Raw genomic sequence first — 18,503 nt, forward strand, 5'->3', positions numbered from 1 at the left:
CTCCGGTTGGCGGGCCGGTCGCGCTCGGCTATTCCCACTCGATCGTGCCGGGCGGCTTCGACGTCACGTCGTAGACGACGCGGTTGATGCCCTTGACCTCGTTGATGATGCGGTTGGCCGTGCGGCCCAGGAATTCGTGGTCGAAGGGGTAGTAGTCCGCGGTCATGCCGTCGGTCGAGGTCACGGCGCGGAGCGCGCAGACGAAATCATAGGTCCGGGCATCGCCCATCACGCCCACGGTCTGCACCGGCAGCAGCACGGCGAAGGCCTGCCAGATGGTGTCGTACAGCCCGGCATTGCGGATTTCTTCCAGATAGATCACGTCGGCCTTGCGCAGGATGTCGAGCTTATCACGCGAGATCGCACCCGGAATGCGGATCGCCAGGCCGGGGCCGGGGAAGGGGTGGCGGCCGACGAAGGTTTCCGGCAGGCCCAATTCGCGGCCGAGCGCGCGGACTTCGTCCTTGAACAGTTCGCGCAAGGGTTCGACCAGGGCCATGTCCATGCGTTCCGGCAGACCGCCCACATTGTGGTGGGATTTGATGGTGACGCTGGGCCCGCCCGTGAACGACACGCTTTCGATGACGTCGGGATACAGCGTGCCCTGGGCCAGGAACTTGGCGCCGCCGACGTTCTTGGCCTCTTCCTCGAACACGTCGATGAACAGCTTGCCGATGGTCTTGCGCTTGACCTCGGGGTCGGTCACGCCGTCCAGTTCGCCCAGGAACAGGTCCGAGGCGTCGCGATGGACAAGCGGAATGTTGTAGGTATCGCGGAACAGGGAGACGACCTGATCGGCCTCGCCCTCGCGCATCAGGCCGTGGTCGACGAACACGCAGGTCAGCTGATCGCCGATCGCTTCGTGCAGCAGCACGGCGACGACGGAGGAATCGACACCGCCCGACAGCCCGCAGATCACCCGGCCGTCGCCGACCTGGTCGCGGACCTTCTGGATGGCTTCGTCCTTGAACGCGGCCATGGTCCAGTCGCCGGCGCAGCCCGCGATCTTGTGCACGAAATTGGCCAGCAACTTGGCCCCGTCGGGGGTGTGCACGACCTCGGGGTGGAACTGCACGCCGAACATGCGCCCGCTATCGTGGGCGATGGCGGCGAAGGGCGAGCCGTCGGACACGGCGACGGGGCGGAACCCGTCCGGCACGCGGATGATCTTGTCGCCGTGGCTCATCCACACCTGATGCTTTTCGCCCTTGGCCCAGACGCCCGCGAACAGGGGGCAATCCTCGGTCACCTGGATGAAGGCGCGGCCGAATTCCCGGTGGTTGGAGGGTTCGACCTCGCCGCCGGTCTGGGCGACCATGGTCTGTTCGCCGTAACAGATGCCGAGCACGGGCAGGCTGCCCAGGGCCGAGGCCGCGTCGAACAGGGCCTGGGGCGCGCGGGGCGTCGTTTGTTCGTGGACCGAGGCCGGCCCGCCCGACAGAATCACGCCCTTGGGGCCGAACGCCTTGATGAAGGCTTCGTCGACGCTGTTGAAGGGGTGAATTTCGCAGTAAACGCCGGATTCCCGGACCCGGCGCGCGATCAATTGCGTCACCTGGGAGCCGAAATCGACGATCAGGATTTTTTCCGCGTGAAGATCGCTGTGTGATGCCTGAGACATGGGGTGCTTCTATCGCGAACCCACCCGTGAGTCACGCCCGGAGATGTCCTGATACGTCGGAAAAATGCGGTTGCGGAAGGCGCCGGGCTACATGCGTGCCAGGCGGGCGCAGTTGACCGGGCGTTCGCCCACGCCTTGGTCGCCTGCGGCCATGAACACACGGTCGACAACATGGCGGCCGAGGGCGCTGTTGACGCGGTCGGCCAGCTTCTTGTCCAGGCCCGATGCGGCGATGTTCGGCCAGGAGAACGGCCCTCGCACATTGGTCTGCATGAAGGATTTGACTTCCATCTGGATGCGCGCGAGGTCACGGCAGAACTCGGTCCCCGCCTGCTTGTCGGTCACCCGGAAGGCGATGGAAATGGGCACCAGGGCCGATGATCCGCCCTGGTAATCGACCCGCGCCAAATAGGGCGAGACCTGCATGTCATAGACCTGGCCGAGGCGCGCTGCCGATTGCGCGCCGACGCCGTCGATCGAGCCGCCCGGACCGAGAATCCAAACGGCGGCGACGGCCGCTGTCATCGTGCCGCCAAGAGCAGCCCCTGCAACATAGAGGTTCACCGTTGCTCCCCTTTATCCATGCCTCTCCCTACGCATCCACCAAGCATCCAATGGGAGGGTATGGTTAATATTATCACTCAATCATGAACGTTGCCGCCCCTTTTTCAGGGATGTGCCGCTCAATGATGTAATTTATTGAATTCACGCCCATATATCTTGTGCCGAGCAGCGCGGCAGGGGCGTTCGGCGTTAACGGAATCGATACGGGATCCGGGGAAAATGGCCGCAATCGGGCCAGGGACAGGCAACGGACACATGGACATGACGGCATTAAGATACGCATCCTGTTCGCTGGCGGCCGCCGTTCTGGCGGCCGTTCTGTCGGCCGGCCCCGCCGCCGCGCAAACCCCGCCGGGGGCCGCTTCGGAAGCGCCGCCGCCTGCCGCCAAGGCACGGATCACCAAACGGGACTGCCGCCGGGTGCTCCGCCATCAGCCCAGCGGCGACGTCGCCTACAAGCCGGGCGTCGACGCGCGCGGCAAGGCCGTGGCCCCGGCGGATCTGTCGGGCGGCTTCAAGATGGTGCTGCCCGACGTCTTCGAATTCAACGTGACCAAGGACCTGACCGCCTATCTGGGCGGGGCGGAGGATCAGTTGGCGGCGGATAAGGCCGCCGCCCTGGCCGCCGAAAAATCGGCCGCCGCGACGGACGCTGCCGTGTCGTCGGCCACACAATCCCTGGCCGCCGCCCAGACCACCTACGACAATGCCGCCGCCGCCGCCGAGGCCGCCACGACCGCCGCCGCCGCAGCACCCAATGACGCGGCCCTGGCCGAAGCCGCCGCCACGGCGACCGCCGCCGCCGAGACGGCGCAGACGGGACTTTCCGCCACACAGTCCTATTACACGGCGACCCAGAACGCGGCCTCCGCCAACGATGTGTCGGCGGCTCTGTCGGGCGCCAACGCGGCGCTCAGCGCGGCCGAAAGTGCGGGTTATGTCTCCGGCGCCGATGATCAGACCGCCGTCACGGCCGCCGCGACGGCGGCCTCGGCCTCGACCGCCGCCGATGCGGCGGCCTTATCGGCGCGGGAAACCGTAGCGAAAAGTGCGGGGATGGAACTGAATGTCGGCACCGTGCGCTTCAACATCAACACCGGCGCCATGACTTTCAACGGTCAGCCCCTGAACGACGCCGCCACGGGCGAATTGGCGGTGATCTGTAAGGAAATCCTGTCCGGCAAATAGGGCCGGGGGGCGCGGGCTGTCTTAGCCTAATAGCACTGCTTGCGCGCTTCGCGGCACTGGGTCTGGCAGGCCTTGTCCGACCCGCAGGCCTTGCGGCATTGCTTGAACAATGCCCCGCAGTCCTTCTGCCCCTGGCCCATGCCCGATCCCGAATTCCCCGCAACGCCGCATTGCATGGCGCAGGAGGCCTTGGCGTCCGCACCGTTCTGTTCGATGCAGTTGCTGAAACAGACATGGCCCGGGGCTTGGCCCAATTGTTCGCCGTGGAAGTGCAGCTTGCCCGTGTCATGGGCGCTGACCGTGGCGGGCAGAGCAAAGATCAGGGCGGCGACGGCCAGGGCGGCGAGCAGGCGTTTCATGGGGGGCTCCCGATTTTTATGTGATCGACGCCCCATGGTAGCGCGGGTGGGCGCAGGCGGAAACCGGATAGGTGATGCGGGCCACGAGGGGGGTTCCGTCCGGCCCGTCGGGATTGTATACAATGATGATGAAAGGGCGGCCAAAACGCCCGCAACCGGCCTAAGCCGGACTAGGGAGGAAATACAAAAGATGTCCAAGCATCCCCACGACGAGTGGTCGCAGGTTCTGTTCCGTCAGTTCAAGGACGCGGGCGTGGACCTGTTCACCTATATCCCTGACGCCGGCAACGCGCGCCTGGCCGAATTGGCCGAGGAAGACAACGAAACCCGGCTGGTCCTTTTGACCACCGAGGAAGAAGGCGTCGCCATGGCAGCGGGCGCCGATCTGGTGGGCAAGAAGTCGGTGCTGATGATGCAGTCGTCGGGTGTCGGCAACTGCCCCAACTACCTCAGCTTTTCCAAGGGCGGCAATTTCCCCTGCCTGATGATGGTCTCCATGCGCGGCGACTATGGGGAGCAGAACCCCTGGCAGTACCCGATGGGGCAGGCCGTCGATAAGATTTTCGAGGCCATGGGCGTGATGGTGTTCCACGTCGACCGCCGTGACGAGCTCGAGGCCGCCGCCCAAGCCGCCATCAACGCCGCCTTCCGCAACAACCAGGGGGCGGCCCTGATCCTGACCCAGAAATTCCTGGGCGCCAAAGCGTTCTGATAGGGGAGAGACATATCATGGCAAGCATTACCCTCGACCGCCGCGACCTTCTGGCCCCCCTGTTCCCGGACAAGGACAACTGGCTGTTCGTCTCGGGCCTGGCGGGCTCGTCCAAGGATGCCGCCGGGCTGACCAACGACGGCCCGAACCTGTTCACCATGGCCGGCTGCATGGGCTCGGCCGTCGCCACGGGCCTGGGCATGGCGCTCTCGGCCCCGGAAAAGCAGGTCGCCGTGATCACCGGCGACGGTGAATTGCAGATGGGCCTGGGCTCCCTCAACACGGTGGCGACGCAGGCCCCGGCCAACCTGACCATCGTCTGCATCGACAACGGCACCCACGGTGAAACCGGCGGCCAGGAAGGCCACACGGCCCAGCGCACCAACCTCGCCATGATCGCCCAGGGCTCGGGCATCCCCAGCGTGATGGAAATCACCTCCGCCGACCAGATCGCGGATGCCCATGACTTCATCCGCAACCAGCCCGGCCCCCGCTTTCTGTGGTGCCGCGTGCTCCCCGGCGACCCCACGGCCTTCAAACGCAACTTCAACCCGGCGGAATGCCGGATCGCGTTTCGGAATGCTTATCTCGGGGCTTGATTGCCAGATGACAGATACAAAGAAAAGGCCGGGCAATGCCCGGCTTTTTTATCACCACCCGAGCGAATAGAACTCTTCATTCGGCTACATTGACCGAAGTCATGAACGGGCTTCTTCCGTCTATCGACAGGATTTTGCGGTGAGGCGTTTGGCTGGCCATGGTGGGGGTAGTCGCGATGTGCTTCGCTCGTGAAAGACATTAAGCGGGTGAAATTATAGATAGAAGAATGCCTTCCTGGATTCATCATCGTGAAGATGGTGGAAGGCAGTATGGGTGTGTGCTGGAGCTACAGCATCGGAACAAAGTTGAAATGGAAGCTCATCTATTATGATCTCAGCAGTTATTGCTGTGAAATCTTTATCATAGCAATCCTGTAAAACCTTCATATTTGTTGAAGGAAAACTATTTTTGAATTCTATGTTGAAATGAGGTTTGAAGTACCGGATTAAAGATGCTTCGAACAAAGTAACTCGTTCGTGTAATGTTGTATCGTATAATTTATCTAGTCCAGCAGCTATTCTCTCATCGTCGTCGTCAATGTTTTTGGCAAAAGGGTTGAATACCGTCATTACCCGATTATCCGCGATCCCCAACATTAGGAGGACAAGGTGATATCCATCCTTGGCACCTTGGAGAGAAATTTTTTGCAACGTTTCGTGTTTTAATAAACGGTCATGAGCGTTCCGCTTCCCATCTTTGCCCAAGGATTGGCCTATATACTGGACCTGAAAAAAAATTTCAGACGTTTCCATGCTAAGGCGCTTTGAAATTTCTTCGGTACTTGGGAAAAACCTCTGACCAATTGCATCGCGAACAAAGTAGTAACCGTCTTCGTTGCACACTTCCATCCCGTCGTCTAACGGGTAAAAAAGTTGATGCGCTTTTCCGAGATACTCCAATGACACAACTAACGTCGTGTCTTCTTGATGGGCAGAGGTAAGAGAGATTTTAGGAGTTTGGCCAATCAAATAGATGTGACAAAGGTCGATAGTATCTTGAATTTCAGCAATCATTTCCTTTTCGTAGATCGCCCATGCTGGCATGTGAACGTAATCCAGCGCATATAAGTTAAAAGCGTTCTCCACGCCGAATGCTTTGGCAGCAAGTGTTTGATATGGGTCGTCTCCAGCCGACATTGCGTTGCCTCGCTTCATATATGTTGAAACTCGATTGGGCGTGAGACCTTAAATCTAGGAGGCCAAGTGGCATGTCCTCCGCCTTGAAATCAGCACCCGAAAACTGAGCCTGTTCAGACCCAGGGGCGCCATGCGGGTGCGTGCCGGAGGCACGCACCCATTATTCCCGGGGCTATCCCGGGCGCTGACTTGGTAATGGACGCCAGGGCGTCGCGGATGGCTTAGTCGTCGTCGCCCGCCGCTGCCTTCTTGTCCAGGTAGTCTTCCTTGTAGAGCTCCGCGCCCTCTTCCTTGAACTTCTCGCTCATTTCATCCATGCCTTCTTTCGCATAATCACGAACCAAGTTCGTGATTTCCATGGCGCAGAACTTGGGGCCGCACATGGAGCAGAAGTGGGCGGTCTTGTGGGCGTCTTTCGGAAGCGTCTGGTCGTGGAAGTCGCGCGCCCGGTCCGGGTCGAGGCCGAGGTTGAACTGATCTTCCCAGCGGAATTCGAAGCGGGCGCGGGACAGTGCGTCGTCGCGGGCGGCGGCCCCCGGGTGGCCCTTGGCGACGTCGGCGGCATGGGCCGCGATCTTGTAGGTGATCACGCCTTCCTTGACGTCGTTGCGGTCGGGCAGGCCCAGATGTTCCTTGGGCGTCACGTAGCACAGCATGGCCGTGCCGTACCAGCCGATCATGGCCGCCCCGATGCCCGACGTGATGTGGTCGTAGCCGGGGGCGATGTCGGTGACGAGCGGCCCAAGCGTATAGAACGGGGCTTCGCCGCAGACTTCCAGCTGCTTTTCCATGTTGACCTTGATCTTGTGCATGGGCACGTGGCCGGGGCCTTCGATGATGACCTGGCAGTCCTTTTCCCAGGCGACCTTGGTCAACTCGCCAAGCGTTTCCAGTTCGGCGAACTGGGCCGCGTCGTTGGCGTCGGCGGAGGAGCCGGGGCGGAAGCCGTCGCCCAGCGAGAACGACACGTCATAGGCCCGCATGATGTCGCAGATGTCCTCAAAATGGTCGTAGAGGAACGATTCCTTGTGATGGGCCAGGCACCACTGGGCGATGATCGAGCCGCCGCGTGAGACGATACCGGTCACCCGATCGGCGGTCAGGTGGATATGCTTCAGGCGGATGCCGGCGTGGATGGTGAAGTAATCCACGCCCTGTTCGGCCTGCTCAATCAACGTGTCGCGGTAGATTTCCCAGGTCAGGTCTTCGGCCCGGTCGACCTTTTCCAGCGCCTGATAGATCGGCACCGTGCCGATCGGCACCGGCGAGTTGCGGATGATCCATTCGCGGATGTTGTGGATGTTGCGGCCCGTCGACAGGTCCATGACCGTATCCGCACCCCAGCGGGTCGACCACACCATCTTGTCGACTTCTTCGGCGACGGAGGACGTCACGGCCGAGTTGCCGATGTTGGCGTTGATCTTCACCAGGAAGTTCCGGCCGATGATCATCGGCTCCGTTTCCGGGTGGTTGATGTTGTTGGGGATGACGGCGCGGCCGCGGGCGACCTCTGAGCGGACGAATTCCGGTGTGATGAAATCGGGAATTTCGGCGCCGAAGCTTTCCGCCCCGTCGCGGGCCTTTTTCAGGACCTCTTCGGGCAGGCGCTCGCGCAGCATGTTTTCGCGGATCGCGATGAATTCCATTTCCGGGGTGATGATGCCCTGGCGGGCATAGGCGATCTGTGTCACCGCCTTGCCGTCCTTGGCGCGGCGCGGCGCGTTGCGCACGGGAAATTCGGGGACCAGATGGTCGTCGTCGACGTTCCCGTTGTCTTCCGGCTTCACGTCGCGGCCGTCATAGGGCTCGGTGTCGCCGCGGGCCTCGATCCATTCCTGGCGCAGCTTGGGCAGGCCGGCCTCGATATCAATATAGGCGTTGGGGTCCGTGTAGGGGCCGGAGGTATCGTAGACCACCGTCGGCGCTTCCATGGCGCTTTCGTGGACGTGGATTTCGCGCATGGGCACCTGCACGCCCGGCAGGGTGCCTTCGACGAAAATCTTGTTCGACGCGGGCAGCGGCCCGGTGGTGACATCGCCGGTGGTGGGCTTGCGGATGACGTTCATGGATCAGGACTCCCAAGGTCGCGTTATCAAATGGTCGCTCAAGCGATCCGGCGGATAGCGGCGCGTGGGAGAAAGAATAGAAGAGCCCCTTTGGGGGTTCCGTTCCCTACGCCGGTATTGCTCCGGATCAGGTTCGAAGGGTCACCGCGTTGCCCGCCTTCGCCAGTTTGGCTACGGCGCGGCCGTCGGAATCTCAGCCCCCTATCGGGGCCCCCCGTCGGAACAGGGGGAATCTGAGGGTTAACGCGGGCAAGGTCAAGGGATTCCGCCCGCGGGCGGGCCTGTCTTTACGACGATATCGCGGGTTATTCCGGATTCTGGTAAAATCGCGCCATGAAAAAGGGTTTGGTCGTAACGGCTTGCCTGCTATTCCTGGTGTTCGCCTGTTCGCCCGACGGCGATGACGGGGGGCTGAAGGGGCGTGCCTGCGTGATGGACGGCGATACGCTGATGATCGGCGGTACGCGCCGCCACACGAAATGCATCGAGGGCCAGATCGTCGATCTTTGGGGCATCACTGCCTTCGGCCTGGATCAACTGTGCCCGCATCCCTCGGGCCGGATGATTCGCTGCGGCCTCTATGCCGCCGCGCAGTTGCAAGAAAAGGTCAAGACCAGCGAGATCCGCTGCGAGCAAAAAGAAAGCAAGTTCGGCGGGGTTCTGGTGGCGCAGTGCTTCGTCGGCGACGACGACATCGGTCAGTACATGGTCGCCAACGGCTTTGCCAAGGCGAACGCGGCGGTCACCGAACGCTATACCGGTCATGAAGCCCAGGCCCGGGCCCAGCGCCGTGGTTTATGGGAGACGGGCAGCAGGTAATCCGCTGCCGATTATTCTGTCGCCAGGCTACGGGCCGACCCCTAATATCCCTGCATGCTGTCGATCCGAAATCTTCGCGCGCACCTGGTACAGGTTGACGACCTGGACCTGGACGCGGGCGACTGCATCGCCGTCATGGGGCCATCCGGTTCGGGCAAAAGTCTCATGTTAAGGGCGCTTGCCGACCTTGACCCGGCGGAGGGCGAGATCACCCTGGACGGTCACGAGCGCATGTCCATGACCGGCCCTGATTGGCGGCGGCAGGTGATGTACGTCGGCCCGGAATCGGGCTGGTGGGAAGACCACGTGGGTGATCATTTCGAGGACCCGGAGGCGGTCACCGGCGTGTTGCAGCGCCTTGGTTTCAAGGCGGATGCCCTGTCCTGGCCGGTGTCGCGCCTGTCGACCGGCGAACGCCAGCGCCTGGCCATCGCCCGCGCCTTCGACCGGGGCCCGCGCGTGTTGCTGCTGGACGAACCCACAGGCGCCCTCGACCAGGCGGCGACGGCGCTGGTCGAAGGCGTCATCCACGATTTCCTGATGGACGGCGGCATCGTCATCATTGCGACCCATGCCAAGGATCAGGCGGCGCGGCTCGGCAAGCGGCTTCTGACCATGACCGACGGCAGGCTGTCCGCATGACCAGTCAGGCCATTCCCCTATCGGCGATCGACCTGGCCCTGGCGGCTCTGCTGCTGGTGATCAACGGCGGGCTGTCCATCTGGCTCGGCCTCGGCATCACCCGCTCGCTGGTGATCGCCGCCGTGCGCATGACGGTGCAGCTGCTGCTGGTCGGCCTGGTCCTCAAGGCCCTGTTCGCACAGCAGTCACCCTGGCTGACGCTCGGCGTGGTCGGGATCATGGTCGGCTTCGCCGGCTACGAGATCATGAACCGCCAGGACCGCAAGCTGACCGGCTGGTGGTCCTACGGGATCGGCGTCTCGACCATGACCTTCGCCGCCATTTCCGTGACCTGCCTGGCCTTGACGACGCAGCTCAAGCCCGATCCCTGGTGGGATGCGCGCTATGCTGTGCCCATTCTGGGCATGATCCTGGGCAATGCCATGACCGGGATCAGCCTGGGCCTGAACACCCTGTTCAACACGGTGGTCCGCGAACGTTGGGCCGTGGAGGCACAGATCGCCCTCGGCTTTCCGCGCCAGGTGGCGCTGCGTCCCTTCATTCGCCGCGCCCTCAAGACCGCGCTGATGCCGACCATCAATTCCATGGCGGCGACGGGGGTGGTGTCCCTGCCGGGGATGATGACGGGCCAGATCCTGGCCGGGGCCGACCCGGTCGAGGCCGTGAAATATCAATTGCTGGTGATGTTCCTGATCGGCGGGGCGACGGGCATCGGCGCCGTCATGGCGATCTATGCCGCCGTGTGGCGCATCACCGATCCACGCCACCGCCTGCGCCTGGACCGAATAGAAGGATCCGACCAATGACCGACACCATCACCGCCGTCCGCGCGCGCCCTGTGGTCGTGCCCATGCGCCGGCCGCTGGCCACGGCGGGGGGCGTGGTATCTGAGGCGCCCCTGATTTTGGTCGATGTCGAGACCTCGGGCGGGATCACCGGCCGCGCCTATTCCTTCGCCTATCAGGCCTGGGCGCTCAAGCCGCTGATGGCCATGTACGCGGTCCTGGGCGAGCGCATTATCGGCCAACCGCTCGATCCCCGGGCGGTGCAGGCGGACCTGATGGCCATGACCCGCCTGGCCGGGGCCAAGGGGGCAGCGGGGCAGGCGATCTCGGGCCTCGACATGGCCTTGTGGGATGCCGCCGCCAAGGATAAAGGTCAGCCGCTGTACCAACTGCTCGGCGCTGATCCGGTGGCGACGCCCGCCTATAATTCCAAGGGCCTGGGCATGATCGGCGTGCAGGCGGCGGCCAAGGAGGCGCGGGACCTTCTGGATGAAGGCTTCGCTGCCGTGAAGCTGCGCCTGGGCTATCCGACGCTGGAAGAAGACGTCGCCGTCGCGCGGGCCGCGCGGGTGGCGATCGGCCCCGACGTGCCCTTGATGAGCGACTACAACCAAAGCCAGGAGGTCGAAGAGGTCATCCGCCGGGTCAAGGCGCTGGCGGCCGTGAACCTGTATTGGGTGGAAGAGCCCGTTCATTACGACGACTTCTACGGCCATGCGGCGCTACGGGCCGTGGTGAAGACACCGGTCCAGACGGGCGAGAATTGCTGGTATCCGGGCGAGATGGCGAAATGCATGGCTGCCGGCGGTTGCGACTACTTCATGCCCGACGCGGGCAAGATCGGCGGCGTCACCGGCTGGCTGGGGGCGGCCAAGTTGGCGGCGGCGGCGCATCTGCCGCTGTCGAGCCACCTGTATCCAGAAGTCAGCGTGCACCTTCTGGCGGCGACGCCGACCCGCCACTGGCTGGAATACGTCGATTGGGCCGAACCGATCCTGTTGGAACCGCTGCCCGTGACCGACGGCCATTGCCATCCTGCGGAAAAACCCGGCATCGGCATTGAATGGAACGACCGGGCCGTCGATAAGTATGGGGTGTGATCCCCAGCCTGAAAGTTCCCGCCATGACCGATACCATCGTCTTCCTTGATCACGGGTCCCTTGCCCCCGGCACGGTGCTGCGCCCGCCCGCCTTCGCCCATCAGTGGATCGACCATGACGAGACCAAACCCGGCGAGGTCGCGGCCCGCATCAAGGACGCGGCCATCGTGGTCACCAACAAGATCAAGGTGGGTGCCGCCGAGATGGATGCCGCGCCGGGGTTGAAGCTGATCGCCGTCTGCGCGACGGGAACCGACATCATCGACCTGGCGGCCGCCAAGGCGCGCGGCATCACCGTCTGCAACGTGCGGGGATACGCGGAACATTCCGTGCCGGAACATGCCTTCGGCCTGATCCTGACCCTGCGCCGCCAGATCATCGGCTACCTCGCGGATGTTGCGGCGGGAAAATGGCAGCAGGCCGGCACCTTTACCTTCTTCACCCATGAACTGCGCGATCTCTACGGCACGCGGCTGGCCGTGGTCGGGCGCGGCTCGCTCGGGCAGGGCGTGGCGACGATCGCCCGCGGCTTCGGGATGGAGGTCGTGTTCGTCGGACGCAAGGGTGATGCCGCGCCGGAAGCGCCCCTGATCCCCTGGGACGAGGCGATCGAGACGGCGGACGTGCTGACCCTGCATTGCCCGCTGACCCCGGAAACGCGGGACATGATCGGGCTGGACGAATTCAAGCGCATGAAGAAATCAGCCCTGATCATCAATACGGCCCGCGGCGGGCTGATCAACGAGGACGCCCTGGTTCAGGCCTTGACCGACGGCCTGATCGCCGGGGCCGGAATCGACGTGGTGTCAAGCGAGCCGCCGCCCGCCGATCATCCCTTCATGGCCCTGGTCGGCCGGCCCGATTTCATCCTGACCCCGCATACGGCCTGGGCCGGAAACACGGCCCGCGAGGCCATGGCGGAACAGTTGATTCAGAACATCGAGAACTTCAAGAACGGGACGCCGACCAACGTCGTTTAGACGTCGTCATGGCCGGGCCTGACCCGGCCATCCACGGGGACCCCCGGGTCAAGCCCGGGGGTGACGGGAAGGTTGCGGTTGTGGAGGGCAACTGGTCTCCGGGATCTAGTCCTTCTTGTCGGAGAAATCCACGTCCGTTGCGGGCCGCTTGGCGACGTCGGTCGTGCCGGTGGCGGGGGCTTCCGCCGTGGCGCTGCCGTCAGGCGGGGCCCAGTCGCCGGGGCCGCCGGAAAAGCCCGCCGATCCCATGCCCGCCATGCCCGGCTTGGGATGGCGCAGGGTTTCCGGATCCTTGTAGCCGCCGAAGAACCGCCGGATGCCGCGCCATATCTTGGGCACCAGCCAGATCACCAGCAAAGCGAACAGACCGAGGCCGATCAGGAAGGCGACCGGGTTGAATACGGCGAGCGCCAGGCCGCCGAACACCATCACATCCTCAAGCAGGCTCATGCCCCAATTGGAGAACGGTTCGGGTGAGGTATTGATGACGGCGCGTGATCCCGCCTTGGCGGCGTGGGTCCCGGCGGCAATCATGCCGCCGCCCAGAAGGGCCGCCACGGTCTGCAGTTCCGCGTTCATGAAATCCAGCCCGCCGACGGCGCCCGCCGCCATCAGGGCGCCCGCCGGGATGCGGATGAAGGTGTGGATCAGGTCCCAGATGGAATCCAGGCCGGGAATCTTGTCGGCGAAGAATTCGATGAAATATAGCAGTGCCGCCGCCGCCAGCACCCAGGTCGAGGACAGTACGGCCATGCTGTCCGGCAGTGAGATCACGCCGAAGGCATCCAGCCCGCCCAGGATCAGCACGGTGGCGTACAGGTTCAGCCCACTGCCCCAGGCGGAGCCCAGGGCAACGGCGAGGGCGGTCAACGGTTCCATGCGGGGCTCATGCCTTTTCGTCGGGAATGTTGGGGAGGTCATCCACGTAAAGACCGAGTTCCTTCGGCTCGATGCCTAGGCGCGAACACAGGCTGACGACCTCGATCTGTTCGGTCAGGTTGTCTTCGCCTTCGACCTCGAGAATGCCCATGCAGACACGCAGGATGAGCGACGCCGTTTCGGGATTGTCGGCCACGGGTTCGATGCGCCGGAAGGCTGCCTCGCGCCCTGTTTTCGGATCGTCCTGGATTTCCGCCGTGTAATCGTTGAACAGGTCGACGGCTTCGTGGGGGTCGAACACCTGCAACTGCTTGATGGCCTCGACAATCTGGTCCAGGCGCATGCGTTCGGGAAAAGTCACCTGCCCATCGGCGGCGCAGACCAGGGCGGCCGCCGACATCACGGCCTCCAGGAACGGGCGGTTTTGGTGCCGCGCCATCTGCTCCCGATACAAATCCGTCAGGGTGTCGAGCACGCCCGCCATGACTTAAATGCCTCCGTTGCTTCCCTCGTCTCGATTATTGGCCGAGGGGTGGGGATGAGGCAACGGCTTATGGACGGGTCAGTAGGGGGCGAGGGTCTTCAAGGTGCCTATCAAGGTATCGGCGAATTCCTCCGCCGTTTCGTACATCACCCAATGGCCGGCCCCCTTGATGATGTGGAAGGGGGCGTCGGGCTGGAAACTGCGGATGATGTCCTTGCGCTTATCCAGGCCTTCTTGACCCTTTACCGTGATGTCGTATTCACCCCAGATGCCGGCCATGGAAGCCTTGATGTCGGGCAGGGCGCGCAGCAGCCGGTCGGTCAGCGAGATCGGCCGCGAGCGGATGCGTCCGCGCTCCAGATTGCGGCGATGGATATGCACGGCCAGATCGTCGATGTTGGCCGAGTCGCGGATCATGAGGATCTGCAGGTTGCGGCGCTGTAATTCGTCGATTTCGTCGTCGGTCATGCCGTCCTCGGCCAGGGCCGTACCCTGGGGCGGTGCGTGCAGCACGCCGAAGCCGCTGGCCCCGACCATGACGAAGCTGCGGCAGCGACCGGGTGTTTTCGAGGCGACGACGCTGCCGATCAGGCCGCCGAAGGAAAACCCGGCCAGGTGGAAGGTTTCGCCCGCCGGTACAAGCTGGTCCAGACCGGCGACGAGAATATCGGCGATGTCGTCGGGCGACGTCGGCTTGGGTGGGGCGCCGCTGTCGCCGAATCCCGGCGTGTCGGCGGCCAGCACGGTGAAATGCGGCGTCAGCAGGGGAATGGATCGATACCAGTGGGTCCACGATCCCCAGCCGCCGTGCAGCAGGACAAGGGTCGGGCCGCCGCCTTCCCAGCGGTGCCAGATACAGGGGCCGTTGGGGCCCGGCGTTTCGATGCGTTGAGCTTTGGCGGCGAGGGCCGCCACGTCTTGGGCGAGGGCTGCGTGGTCCATGATGAAAGTGGTCGGCCTTTTATTAAGGGGTTAGTCTTTTTCGGAGATGTGAATGTAGCCGCGCTCGATGGCGTGGGTTAGTTCCTCATAAGCTTTCCGCGCTTCTTCGTAAATGTCGCGGTATTTGCGGAGATTGGTGATCTCGGCGTCGGAGGGCGCTTCACCCTCGGCGACATTGGAAATGTTGAATGAGGCCTGCAGGTAGCGGCCACGAAGGTGGGCGACGGCGCGGGCGAAATTGATGACCCGGGCTTCATTGATTTCGGGAATCATTGGGCCGATGATTTCGCGGTTGGCCTGGGAAATCAGCAACTCAGCCTTGCGCAGAAACTGCTGTTGGCGGCGCAGGTCGTCTTCGTAGGAACTCATGGCGTGCTCCCTGGGTGTTGGGCCTTGTTGAGAATTTTTAGCGGAAAGGTGGGGGAATGTCTGCATCGGCGAGCGATGCAGCGATGGTCCTGCAACGGGCCTACTGGTCCGGTTGGCGTCCGCGATGAAACGGCGCGACGGAATTGGCTAAAGCGCAGCCCGGACGCGGGGGCGTCCGGAAAGGGCGGACCCGGCCTCAGTCGGTCGGGTGCGGGCCTTCCAAGGGATGATCGCTTTCGCGGGGGGCTTGCGTGTGCTGGGCCTGTTTCATCTGTCTTCTCCCGATGAACGATAAACCCGGGCCAGGGCTCCAATCCCCGGCGCCGATGCCTCGTCCGACGTTTCCGCCACACAAGGCGTTTCCACCTTCTGGTAGCGTAGCAACAATACCATAACGAACCGTTAAGTTCGATAATAAAGTTCCGACATTGTGTCAACGGAAGAAATTTTATATCGCGATGCGATGTGTCGTTTCGAACAGGGGGCCGAATTCCCGGGTTTCCGCAAAGGCCGGCGGCAAGGCGAGACCGTCTTCGATGCCGAGCCACAGGCGCAGCATGTGCCGCTTTTCGCCGGACGCCGGTTCCGGGTCGGTGAAGGCGGTGCGGGCGTGCAGGGTGGTGAAGTTGTTGCCGACCACCATGTCGCCGGGCGACATCTCGAACGACAAATGGAACGTGGGGTCGTCGCAAAGCGCGTCCAAAAGGTCCATGGCCTCGATCTGGGCCGCGGTCAGGCGGGGAATTTCGTCGGACCGCTGTGCCAGCTCGATGTAATGGCGCTTGTACATGACGAACCAATGCCCACCGTGGAACTGGAAGATCGGCAGGGCCTGGTACCAAGGCCGGCCGGGCAGGGCCTGGCCGCGGGCGTCGAAATAGAACGGTTCGGTCAACACCTTGGCAAGGTCGGGCCGACACTTGAGGATTTCGTTGAACACGGTATGGGCGCTGACGATCAGGGACTTGCCGCCGCCCGTTGACTGCCGCCGGCACAAGAGGGCGAAGATGTCGCCGCCGTCGTTGTGGAAGGGCTGTGCCTCGTTGGTCTGATAGGTGCGCACGTCGGCCTGTTTCTGCAGGTTGGCGCCGGTATCGCGCACATCGTGCAGCAGGGTGCGGCGGGCATCCTGAATCTGCGGAATACCCAGATACTGGCCCATGCCCCAAATCATCCGCCGGGCCTGCTCCTCGTCCAGGCTGCCCAGTCCCGTGCGCAGCAGGAAGAACCCGGTGCCGAAGGCGGCCTCGCGGCGCAGGGCGGCCAGGTTCTCCGCAAAGGCGCCGACGGGAAAATCGTCGGCGGTCATGCTCAGGGGATCGCAGCCGGCGCTGGCATCAAGCGCGCCCATGATGGCGGTGCGGTCCGCATCGGATATTTCAACGATCCAGGAACGGGATCCGGCCAGCTGCGGGCCGGTCCAGCATGAGGCACCTTGGGCGGGTTGCAGGTTGTCATTGGTCGTGGTGGGCATGGCTTCCTCTCCGGCAGACTATATTTTGTATACAATGTTAATCTGATTTTTCCAGAATGGCGCAGAAAAATCCATCTGTTCCCGTCGAGGCCGGTGACAGGCGTAAAAAATCGCCTTCGTTGGGGGGCGGCCCACCGACGGTTTCGGTCCAGACTTCGGCCAGCGGCAGTATCCGGAAACCGGGGACCTCGGCCATGAACCAGTTGATCTGTTCCTCGTTTTCCTCGCACAGCAGAGAGCAGGTGGCGTAGACCAGCCGGCCCTTGGGTGCGACCAGGGACGCCGCTTGAACCATGATCAGGCGCTGCATTTCGATCAGATGTTCCAGGTCATCAGGGCGAAACCGCCATTTGGCATCCAGGTTGCGCCGCCAGGCCCCAGTGCCCGTGCAGGGCACGTCGGCCAGCACCCGGTCGGCCATTTCATGGTTGGCCTTGACCCAGCTGTCATCGCGCGCCGAGACGACCTGTCGGCGCACCATGTCGGCACCAGCGCGTTTCAGGCGCGGCGCCATGCGATCCATACGGTAGCGCGACACGTCGCAGGCGATCAGGCGGCCGCGCGGCGCGCCGTCCTCCCCGCCCTTACCGCCGCCGGGCCCGAGCGCCGCCGCCATGGCCAGGGTCTTGCCGCCGGCCCCTGCGCAATAGTCGATAACGGTCATGCCCGGACGCACGCCGCACAGCAGCGCGATAAGCTGTGAGCCCTCGTCCTGAACCTCGAACAGCCCGCGTTTGAAGGCATGGGTGCCCCCCAGCCGGGCGCGCGATTGAAGCCGCAGGCCAAGCGGCGACAGCGGCGTCGGCTCGACCTCGATGCCGTCGCCGGTCAATGCGGTCTGCACCTGTTCCCGCGTTGCTTTCAGGGTATTGACGCGGAGGTCGACAGGCGCGGTCTGGCTTAGCGCCTGGAGTTCCGTTTCCAGCTGCCGCCCGAAGATGGCGCGCAAGGACGGGCCCATCCAGGATGGGTATTCCAGGCGCACCCAGTCGGGCATGTCGATGTGCATGGGGGGGCGGCCGTAAAGGGATTCCGCCAATTCCTGTTCCCGATTGTTGAGGGTCGGCGGACAGTGCCGGGTACCCGAGAACAGGCGCGCCAACTCATCCGGCGATACCCGCTCATAGACCGCCATCTGGGCCAGCACGCGGGTGCGCGACGTTGAATCAAGCGCCACGCCCGTGCGCTGGATCCACCAATCCAGGCGCGCGCGGTGGCGCAGGTTTTCATAGACCCGATGCGTCACGGTGCGGCGGTCGCCGGCCCCGGCATAGCGGCGGGTGCGGAAATAGGCGTCGATGACGGCGCTGGCATCCTGTGCCTCGGCGGCAATCTGCGCCAACAGTTCAATGCAGGCTTGTACGCGGGCGCCCGGCGTCATGGATCGCGCTCCCTGGTGTCGTTGGATTGTTGAAGTGTTCTTCTTTGCGCCAGAGATTACCCGCCGGCCCGCTCAGGGGCCAAGGATTTCCGTCAGCGGCGGAAAGGGCGGCGGGGGATCGCAATTGCGTGAACCGCGTCTGAAATCGCGATCAAGACGGGAAGATCATGATATAAGGGCAGCGTTCCCGGGTGCGGACGCCCGCACCCCCGATGCAGGGGAGTGGCCTGACGGTGCTTTACCGGTATCTGCTTGTCGCGCATTTCCTATTGGTCAATGTGGTCGCTCTCGGGTTCGTCGGGGCCGCCTATCTTCAGGGGTGGCTCGACCCCATCATTAATGCTCCGCTTCTCGAATTGACCGGCGTGATCTGCGCCGTGTTCGCCTACGGCACGGCGCTGG

19 protein-coding genes and 1 riboswitch are annotated in these 18,503 nt (G+C 63.4%); of the genes, 8 read left to right on the top strand and 11 right to left on the bottom strand.

The features are described 5' to 3' along the window. Nucleotides 1-28 precede the first annotated feature (28 nt). On the bottom strand, nt 29-1,621 hold the full coding sequence (gene guaA / locus KFF05_05835; protein UTW52879.1) for a glutamine-hydrolyzing GMP synthase: 1,593 nt from the start codon (nt 1,619-1,621) through the stop codon (nt 29-31). Between the two features lie 87 nt (nt 1,622-1,708). Then, the gene (locus tag KFF05_05840; GenBank protein UTW52880.1) at nt 1,709-2,185 is read right to left on the bottom strand and encodes a hypothetical protein; all 477 of its coding nucleotides are present in this window, start codon (nt 2,183-2,185) and stop codon (nt 1,709-1,711) included. A 261-nt stretch (nt 2,186-2,446) separates the two neighbouring features. Here KFF05_05840 and KFF05_05845 point away from each other — a divergent pair, with 261 nt between their 5' ends. Further along, entirely contained in the window at nt 2,447-3,373 is a 927-nt protein-coding gene (locus tag KFF05_05845) for a hypothetical protein (GenBank protein UTW52881.1), read from the top strand. Nucleotides 3,374-3,399: 26 nt separating this feature from the next. On the opposite strand, the gene KFF05_05850 is transcribed toward KFF05_05845, so the two are convergent. Next, nucleotides 3,400-3,732, bottom strand: a complete 333-nt coding sequence (locus KFF05_05850; GenBank protein ID UTW52882.1) for a hypothetical protein — start codon at nt 3,730-3,732, stop codon at nt 3,400-3,402. Nucleotides 3,733-3,922: 190 nt separating this feature from the next. Here KFF05_05850 and KFF05_05855 point away from each other — a divergent pair, with 190 nt between their 5' ends. Both KFF05_05855 and KFF05_05860 read left to right on the top strand, forming a co-directional pair. Continuing rightward, on the top strand, nt 3,923-4,444 hold the full coding sequence (locus KFF05_05855; GenBank protein ID UTW52883.1) for a phosphonopyruvate decarboxylase: 522 nt from the start codon (nt 3,923-3,925) through the stop codon (nt 4,442-4,444). Nucleotides 4,445-4,461: 17 nt separating this feature from the next. After that, nucleotides 4,462-5,043: a thiamine pyrophosphate-binding protein gene (locus tag KFF05_05860; GenBank protein ID UTW52884.1), complete on the top strand. Its 582-nt coding sequence runs from the start codon at nt 4,462-4,464 to the stop codon at nt 5,041-5,043. Between the two features lie 213 nt (nt 5,044-5,256). On the opposite strand, the gene KFF05_05865 is transcribed toward KFF05_05860, so the two are convergent. Then, nucleotides 5,257-6,198, bottom strand: coding sequence for a hypothetical protein (locus tag KFF05_05865; protein UTW52885.1), 942 nt, complete (start codon nt 6,196-6,198; stop codon nt 5,257-5,259). A gap of 203 nt (nt 6,199-6,401) precedes the next feature. Next, the gene (thiC, locus tag KFF05_05870) at nt 6,402-8,246 is read right to left on the bottom strand and encodes a phosphomethylpyrimidine synthase ThiC (GenBank protein ID UTW52886.1); all 1,845 of its coding nucleotides are present in this window, start codon (nt 8,244-8,246) and stop codon (nt 6,402-6,404) included. A gap of 86 nt (nt 8,247-8,332) precedes the next feature. Beyond that, a riboswitch (TPP riboswitch) is annotated at nt 8,333-8,473 on the bottom strand. 106 nt (nt 8,474-8,579) lie between these two features. Here thiC and KFF05_05875 point away from each other — a divergent pair. Genes KFF05_05875 through KFF05_05895 form a run of 5 tightly spaced genes read left to right on the top strand, consistent with a single transcriptional unit; the run spans nt 8,580 to nt 12,572 of the window. Further along, the gene (locus KFF05_05875; protein UTW52887.1) at nt 8,580-9,065 is read left to right on the top strand and encodes a thermonuclease family protein; all 486 of its coding nucleotides are present in this window, start codon (nt 8,580-8,582) and stop codon (nt 9,063-9,065) included. 54 nt (nt 9,066-9,119) lie between these two features. Further along, a complete protein-coding gene (locus tag KFF05_05880) occupies nt 9,120-9,707 on the top strand; it encodes an ATP-binding cassette domain-containing protein (protein UTW52888.1) in 588 nt (195 codons plus the stop codon). Next, nucleotides 9,704-10,513, top strand: a complete 810-nt coding sequence (gene fetB, locus KFF05_05885) for an iron export ABC transporter permease subunit FetB (protein UTW52889.1) — start codon at nt 9,704-9,706, stop codon at nt 10,511-10,513. Before KFF05_05880 ends, fetB begins: the two co-directional genes overlap by 4 nt. Continuing rightward, nucleotides 10,510-11,592, top strand: a complete 1,083-nt coding sequence (locus KFF05_05890) for a mandelate racemase (protein UTW52890.1) — start codon at nt 10,510-10,512, stop codon at nt 11,590-11,592. Before fetB ends, KFF05_05890 begins: the two co-directional genes overlap by 4 nt. A 23-nt stretch (nt 11,593-11,615) precedes the next feature. Then, nucleotides 11,616-12,572 (top strand): D-2-hydroxyacid dehydrogenase, encoded by a 957-nt coding sequence (locus tag KFF05_05895; protein UTW52891.1) that lies wholly within the window; start codon nt 11,616-11,618, stop codon nt 12,570-12,572. 105 nt (nt 12,573-12,677) lie between these two features. On the opposite strand, the gene KFF05_05900 is transcribed toward KFF05_05895, so the two are convergent. The 6 genes from KFF05_05900 to KFF05_05925 all read right to left on the bottom strand — a co-directional run bounded on the left by KFF05_05900 (nt 12,678) and on the right by KFF05_05925 (nt 18,101). Then, entirely contained in the window at nt 12,678-13,451 is a 774-nt protein-coding gene (locus KFF05_05900; protein UTW52892.1) for a DUF4126 domain-containing protein, read from the bottom strand. 7 nt (nt 13,452-13,458) lie between these two features. Next, a complete protein-coding gene (locus tag KFF05_05905) occupies nt 13,459-13,935 on the bottom strand; it encodes a tellurite resistance TerB family protein (GenBank protein ID UTW52893.1) in 477 nt (158 codons plus the stop codon). Between the two features lie 78 nt (nt 13,936-14,013). Next, entirely contained in the window at nt 14,014-14,877 is an 864-nt protein-coding gene (locus KFF05_05910) for an alpha/beta hydrolase (protein ID UTW52894.1), read from the bottom strand. A gap of 30 nt (nt 14,878-14,907) precedes the next feature. After that, complete coding sequence (locus KFF05_05915) at nt 14,908-15,246, bottom strand: hypothetical protein (protein ID UTW52895.1); 339 nt, start codon at nt 15,244-15,246, stop codon at nt 14,908-14,910. 448 nt (nt 15,247-15,694) lie between these two features. Continuing rightward, complete coding sequence (locus KFF05_05920) at nt 15,695-16,720, bottom strand: TauD/TfdA family dioxygenase (protein ID UTW52896.1); 1,026 nt, start codon at nt 16,718-16,720, stop codon at nt 15,695-15,697. Nucleotides 16,721-16,757: 37 nt separating this feature from the next. Then, on the bottom strand, nt 16,758-18,101 hold the full coding sequence (locus KFF05_05925; GenBank protein UTW52897.1) for an RsmB/NOP family class I SAM-dependent RNA methyltransferase: 1,344 nt from the start codon (nt 18,099-18,101) through the stop codon (nt 16,758-16,760). Between the last annotated feature and the right edge of the window lie 402 nt (nt 18,102-18,503).

This window comes from bacterium SCSIO 12827 (genome assembly GCA_024397995.1).
Taxonomy (GTDB): Bacteria; Pseudomonadota; Alphaproteobacteria; order Rhodospirillales; family Casp-alpha2; genus UBA1479.

Bases quoted from the DNA above. Each gene is read 5' to 3' on its own strand.
- guaA (UTW52879.1), bottom strand. From the start codon at position 1,621: ATGTCTCAGGCATCACACAGCGATCTTCACGCGGAAAAAATCCTGATC.
- KFF05_05845 (UTW52881.1), top strand. From the start codon at position 2,447: ATGACGGCATTAAGATACGCATCCTGTTCGCTGGCGGCCGCCGTTCTG.
- KFF05_05850 (UTW52882.1), bottom strand. From the start codon at position 3,732: ATGAAACGCCTGCTCGCCGCCCTGGCCGTCGCCGCCCTGATCTTTGCT.
- KFF05_05855 (UTW52883.1), top strand. From the start codon at position 3,923: ATGTCCAAGCATCCCCACGACGAGTGGTCGCAGGTTCTGTTCCGTCAG.
- KFF05_05860 (UTW52884.1), top strand. From the start codon at position 4,462: ATGGCAAGCATTACCCTCGACCGCCGCGACCTTCTGGCCCCCCTGTTC.
- KFF05_05865 (UTW52885.1), bottom strand. From the start codon at position 6,198: ATGAAGCGAGGCAACGCAATGTCGGCTGGAGACGACCCATATCAAACA.
- thiC (UTW52886.1), bottom strand. From the start codon at position 8,246: ATGAACGTCATCCGCAAGCCCACCACCGGCGATGTCACCACCGGGCCG.
- KFF05_05875 (UTW52887.1), top strand. From the start codon at position 8,580: ATGAAAAAGGGTTTGGTCGTAACGGCTTGCCTGCTATTCCTGGTGTTC.
- KFF05_05880 (UTW52888.1), top strand. From the start codon at position 9,120: ATGCTGTCGATCCGAAATCTTCGCGCGCACCTGGTACAGGTTGACGAC.
- fetB (UTW52889.1), top strand. From the start codon at position 9,704: ATGACCAGTCAGGCCATTCCCCTATCGGCGATCGACCTGGCCCTGGCG.
- KFF05_05890 (UTW52890.1), top strand. From the start codon at position 10,510: ATGACCGACACCATCACCGCCGTCCGCGCGCGCCCTGTGGTCGTGCCC.
- KFF05_05895 (UTW52891.1), top strand. From the start codon at position 11,616: ATGACCGATACCATCGTCTTCCTTGATCACGGGTCCCTTGCCCCCGGC.
- KFF05_05900 (UTW52892.1), bottom strand. From the start codon at position 13,451: ATGGAACCGTTGACCGCCCTCGCCGTTGCCCTGGGCTCCGCCTGGGGC.
- KFF05_05905 (UTW52893.1), bottom strand. From the start codon at position 13,935: ATGGCGGGCGTGCTCGACACCCTGACGGATTTGTATCGGGAGCAGATG.
- KFF05_05910 (UTW52894.1), bottom strand. From the start codon at position 14,877: ATGGACCACGCAGCCCTCGCCCAAGACGTGGCGGCCCTCGCCGCCAAA.
- KFF05_05915 (UTW52895.1), bottom strand. From the start codon at position 15,246: ATGAGTTCCTACGAAGACGACCTGCGCCGCCAACAGCAGTTTCTGCGC.
- KFF05_05920 (UTW52896.1), bottom strand. From the start codon at position 16,720: ATGCCCACCACGACCAATGACAACCTGCAACCCGCCCAAGGTGCCTCA.
- KFF05_05925 (UTW52897.1), bottom strand. From the start codon at position 18,101: ATGACGCCGGGCGCCCGCGTACAAGCCTGCATTGAACTGTTGGCGCAG.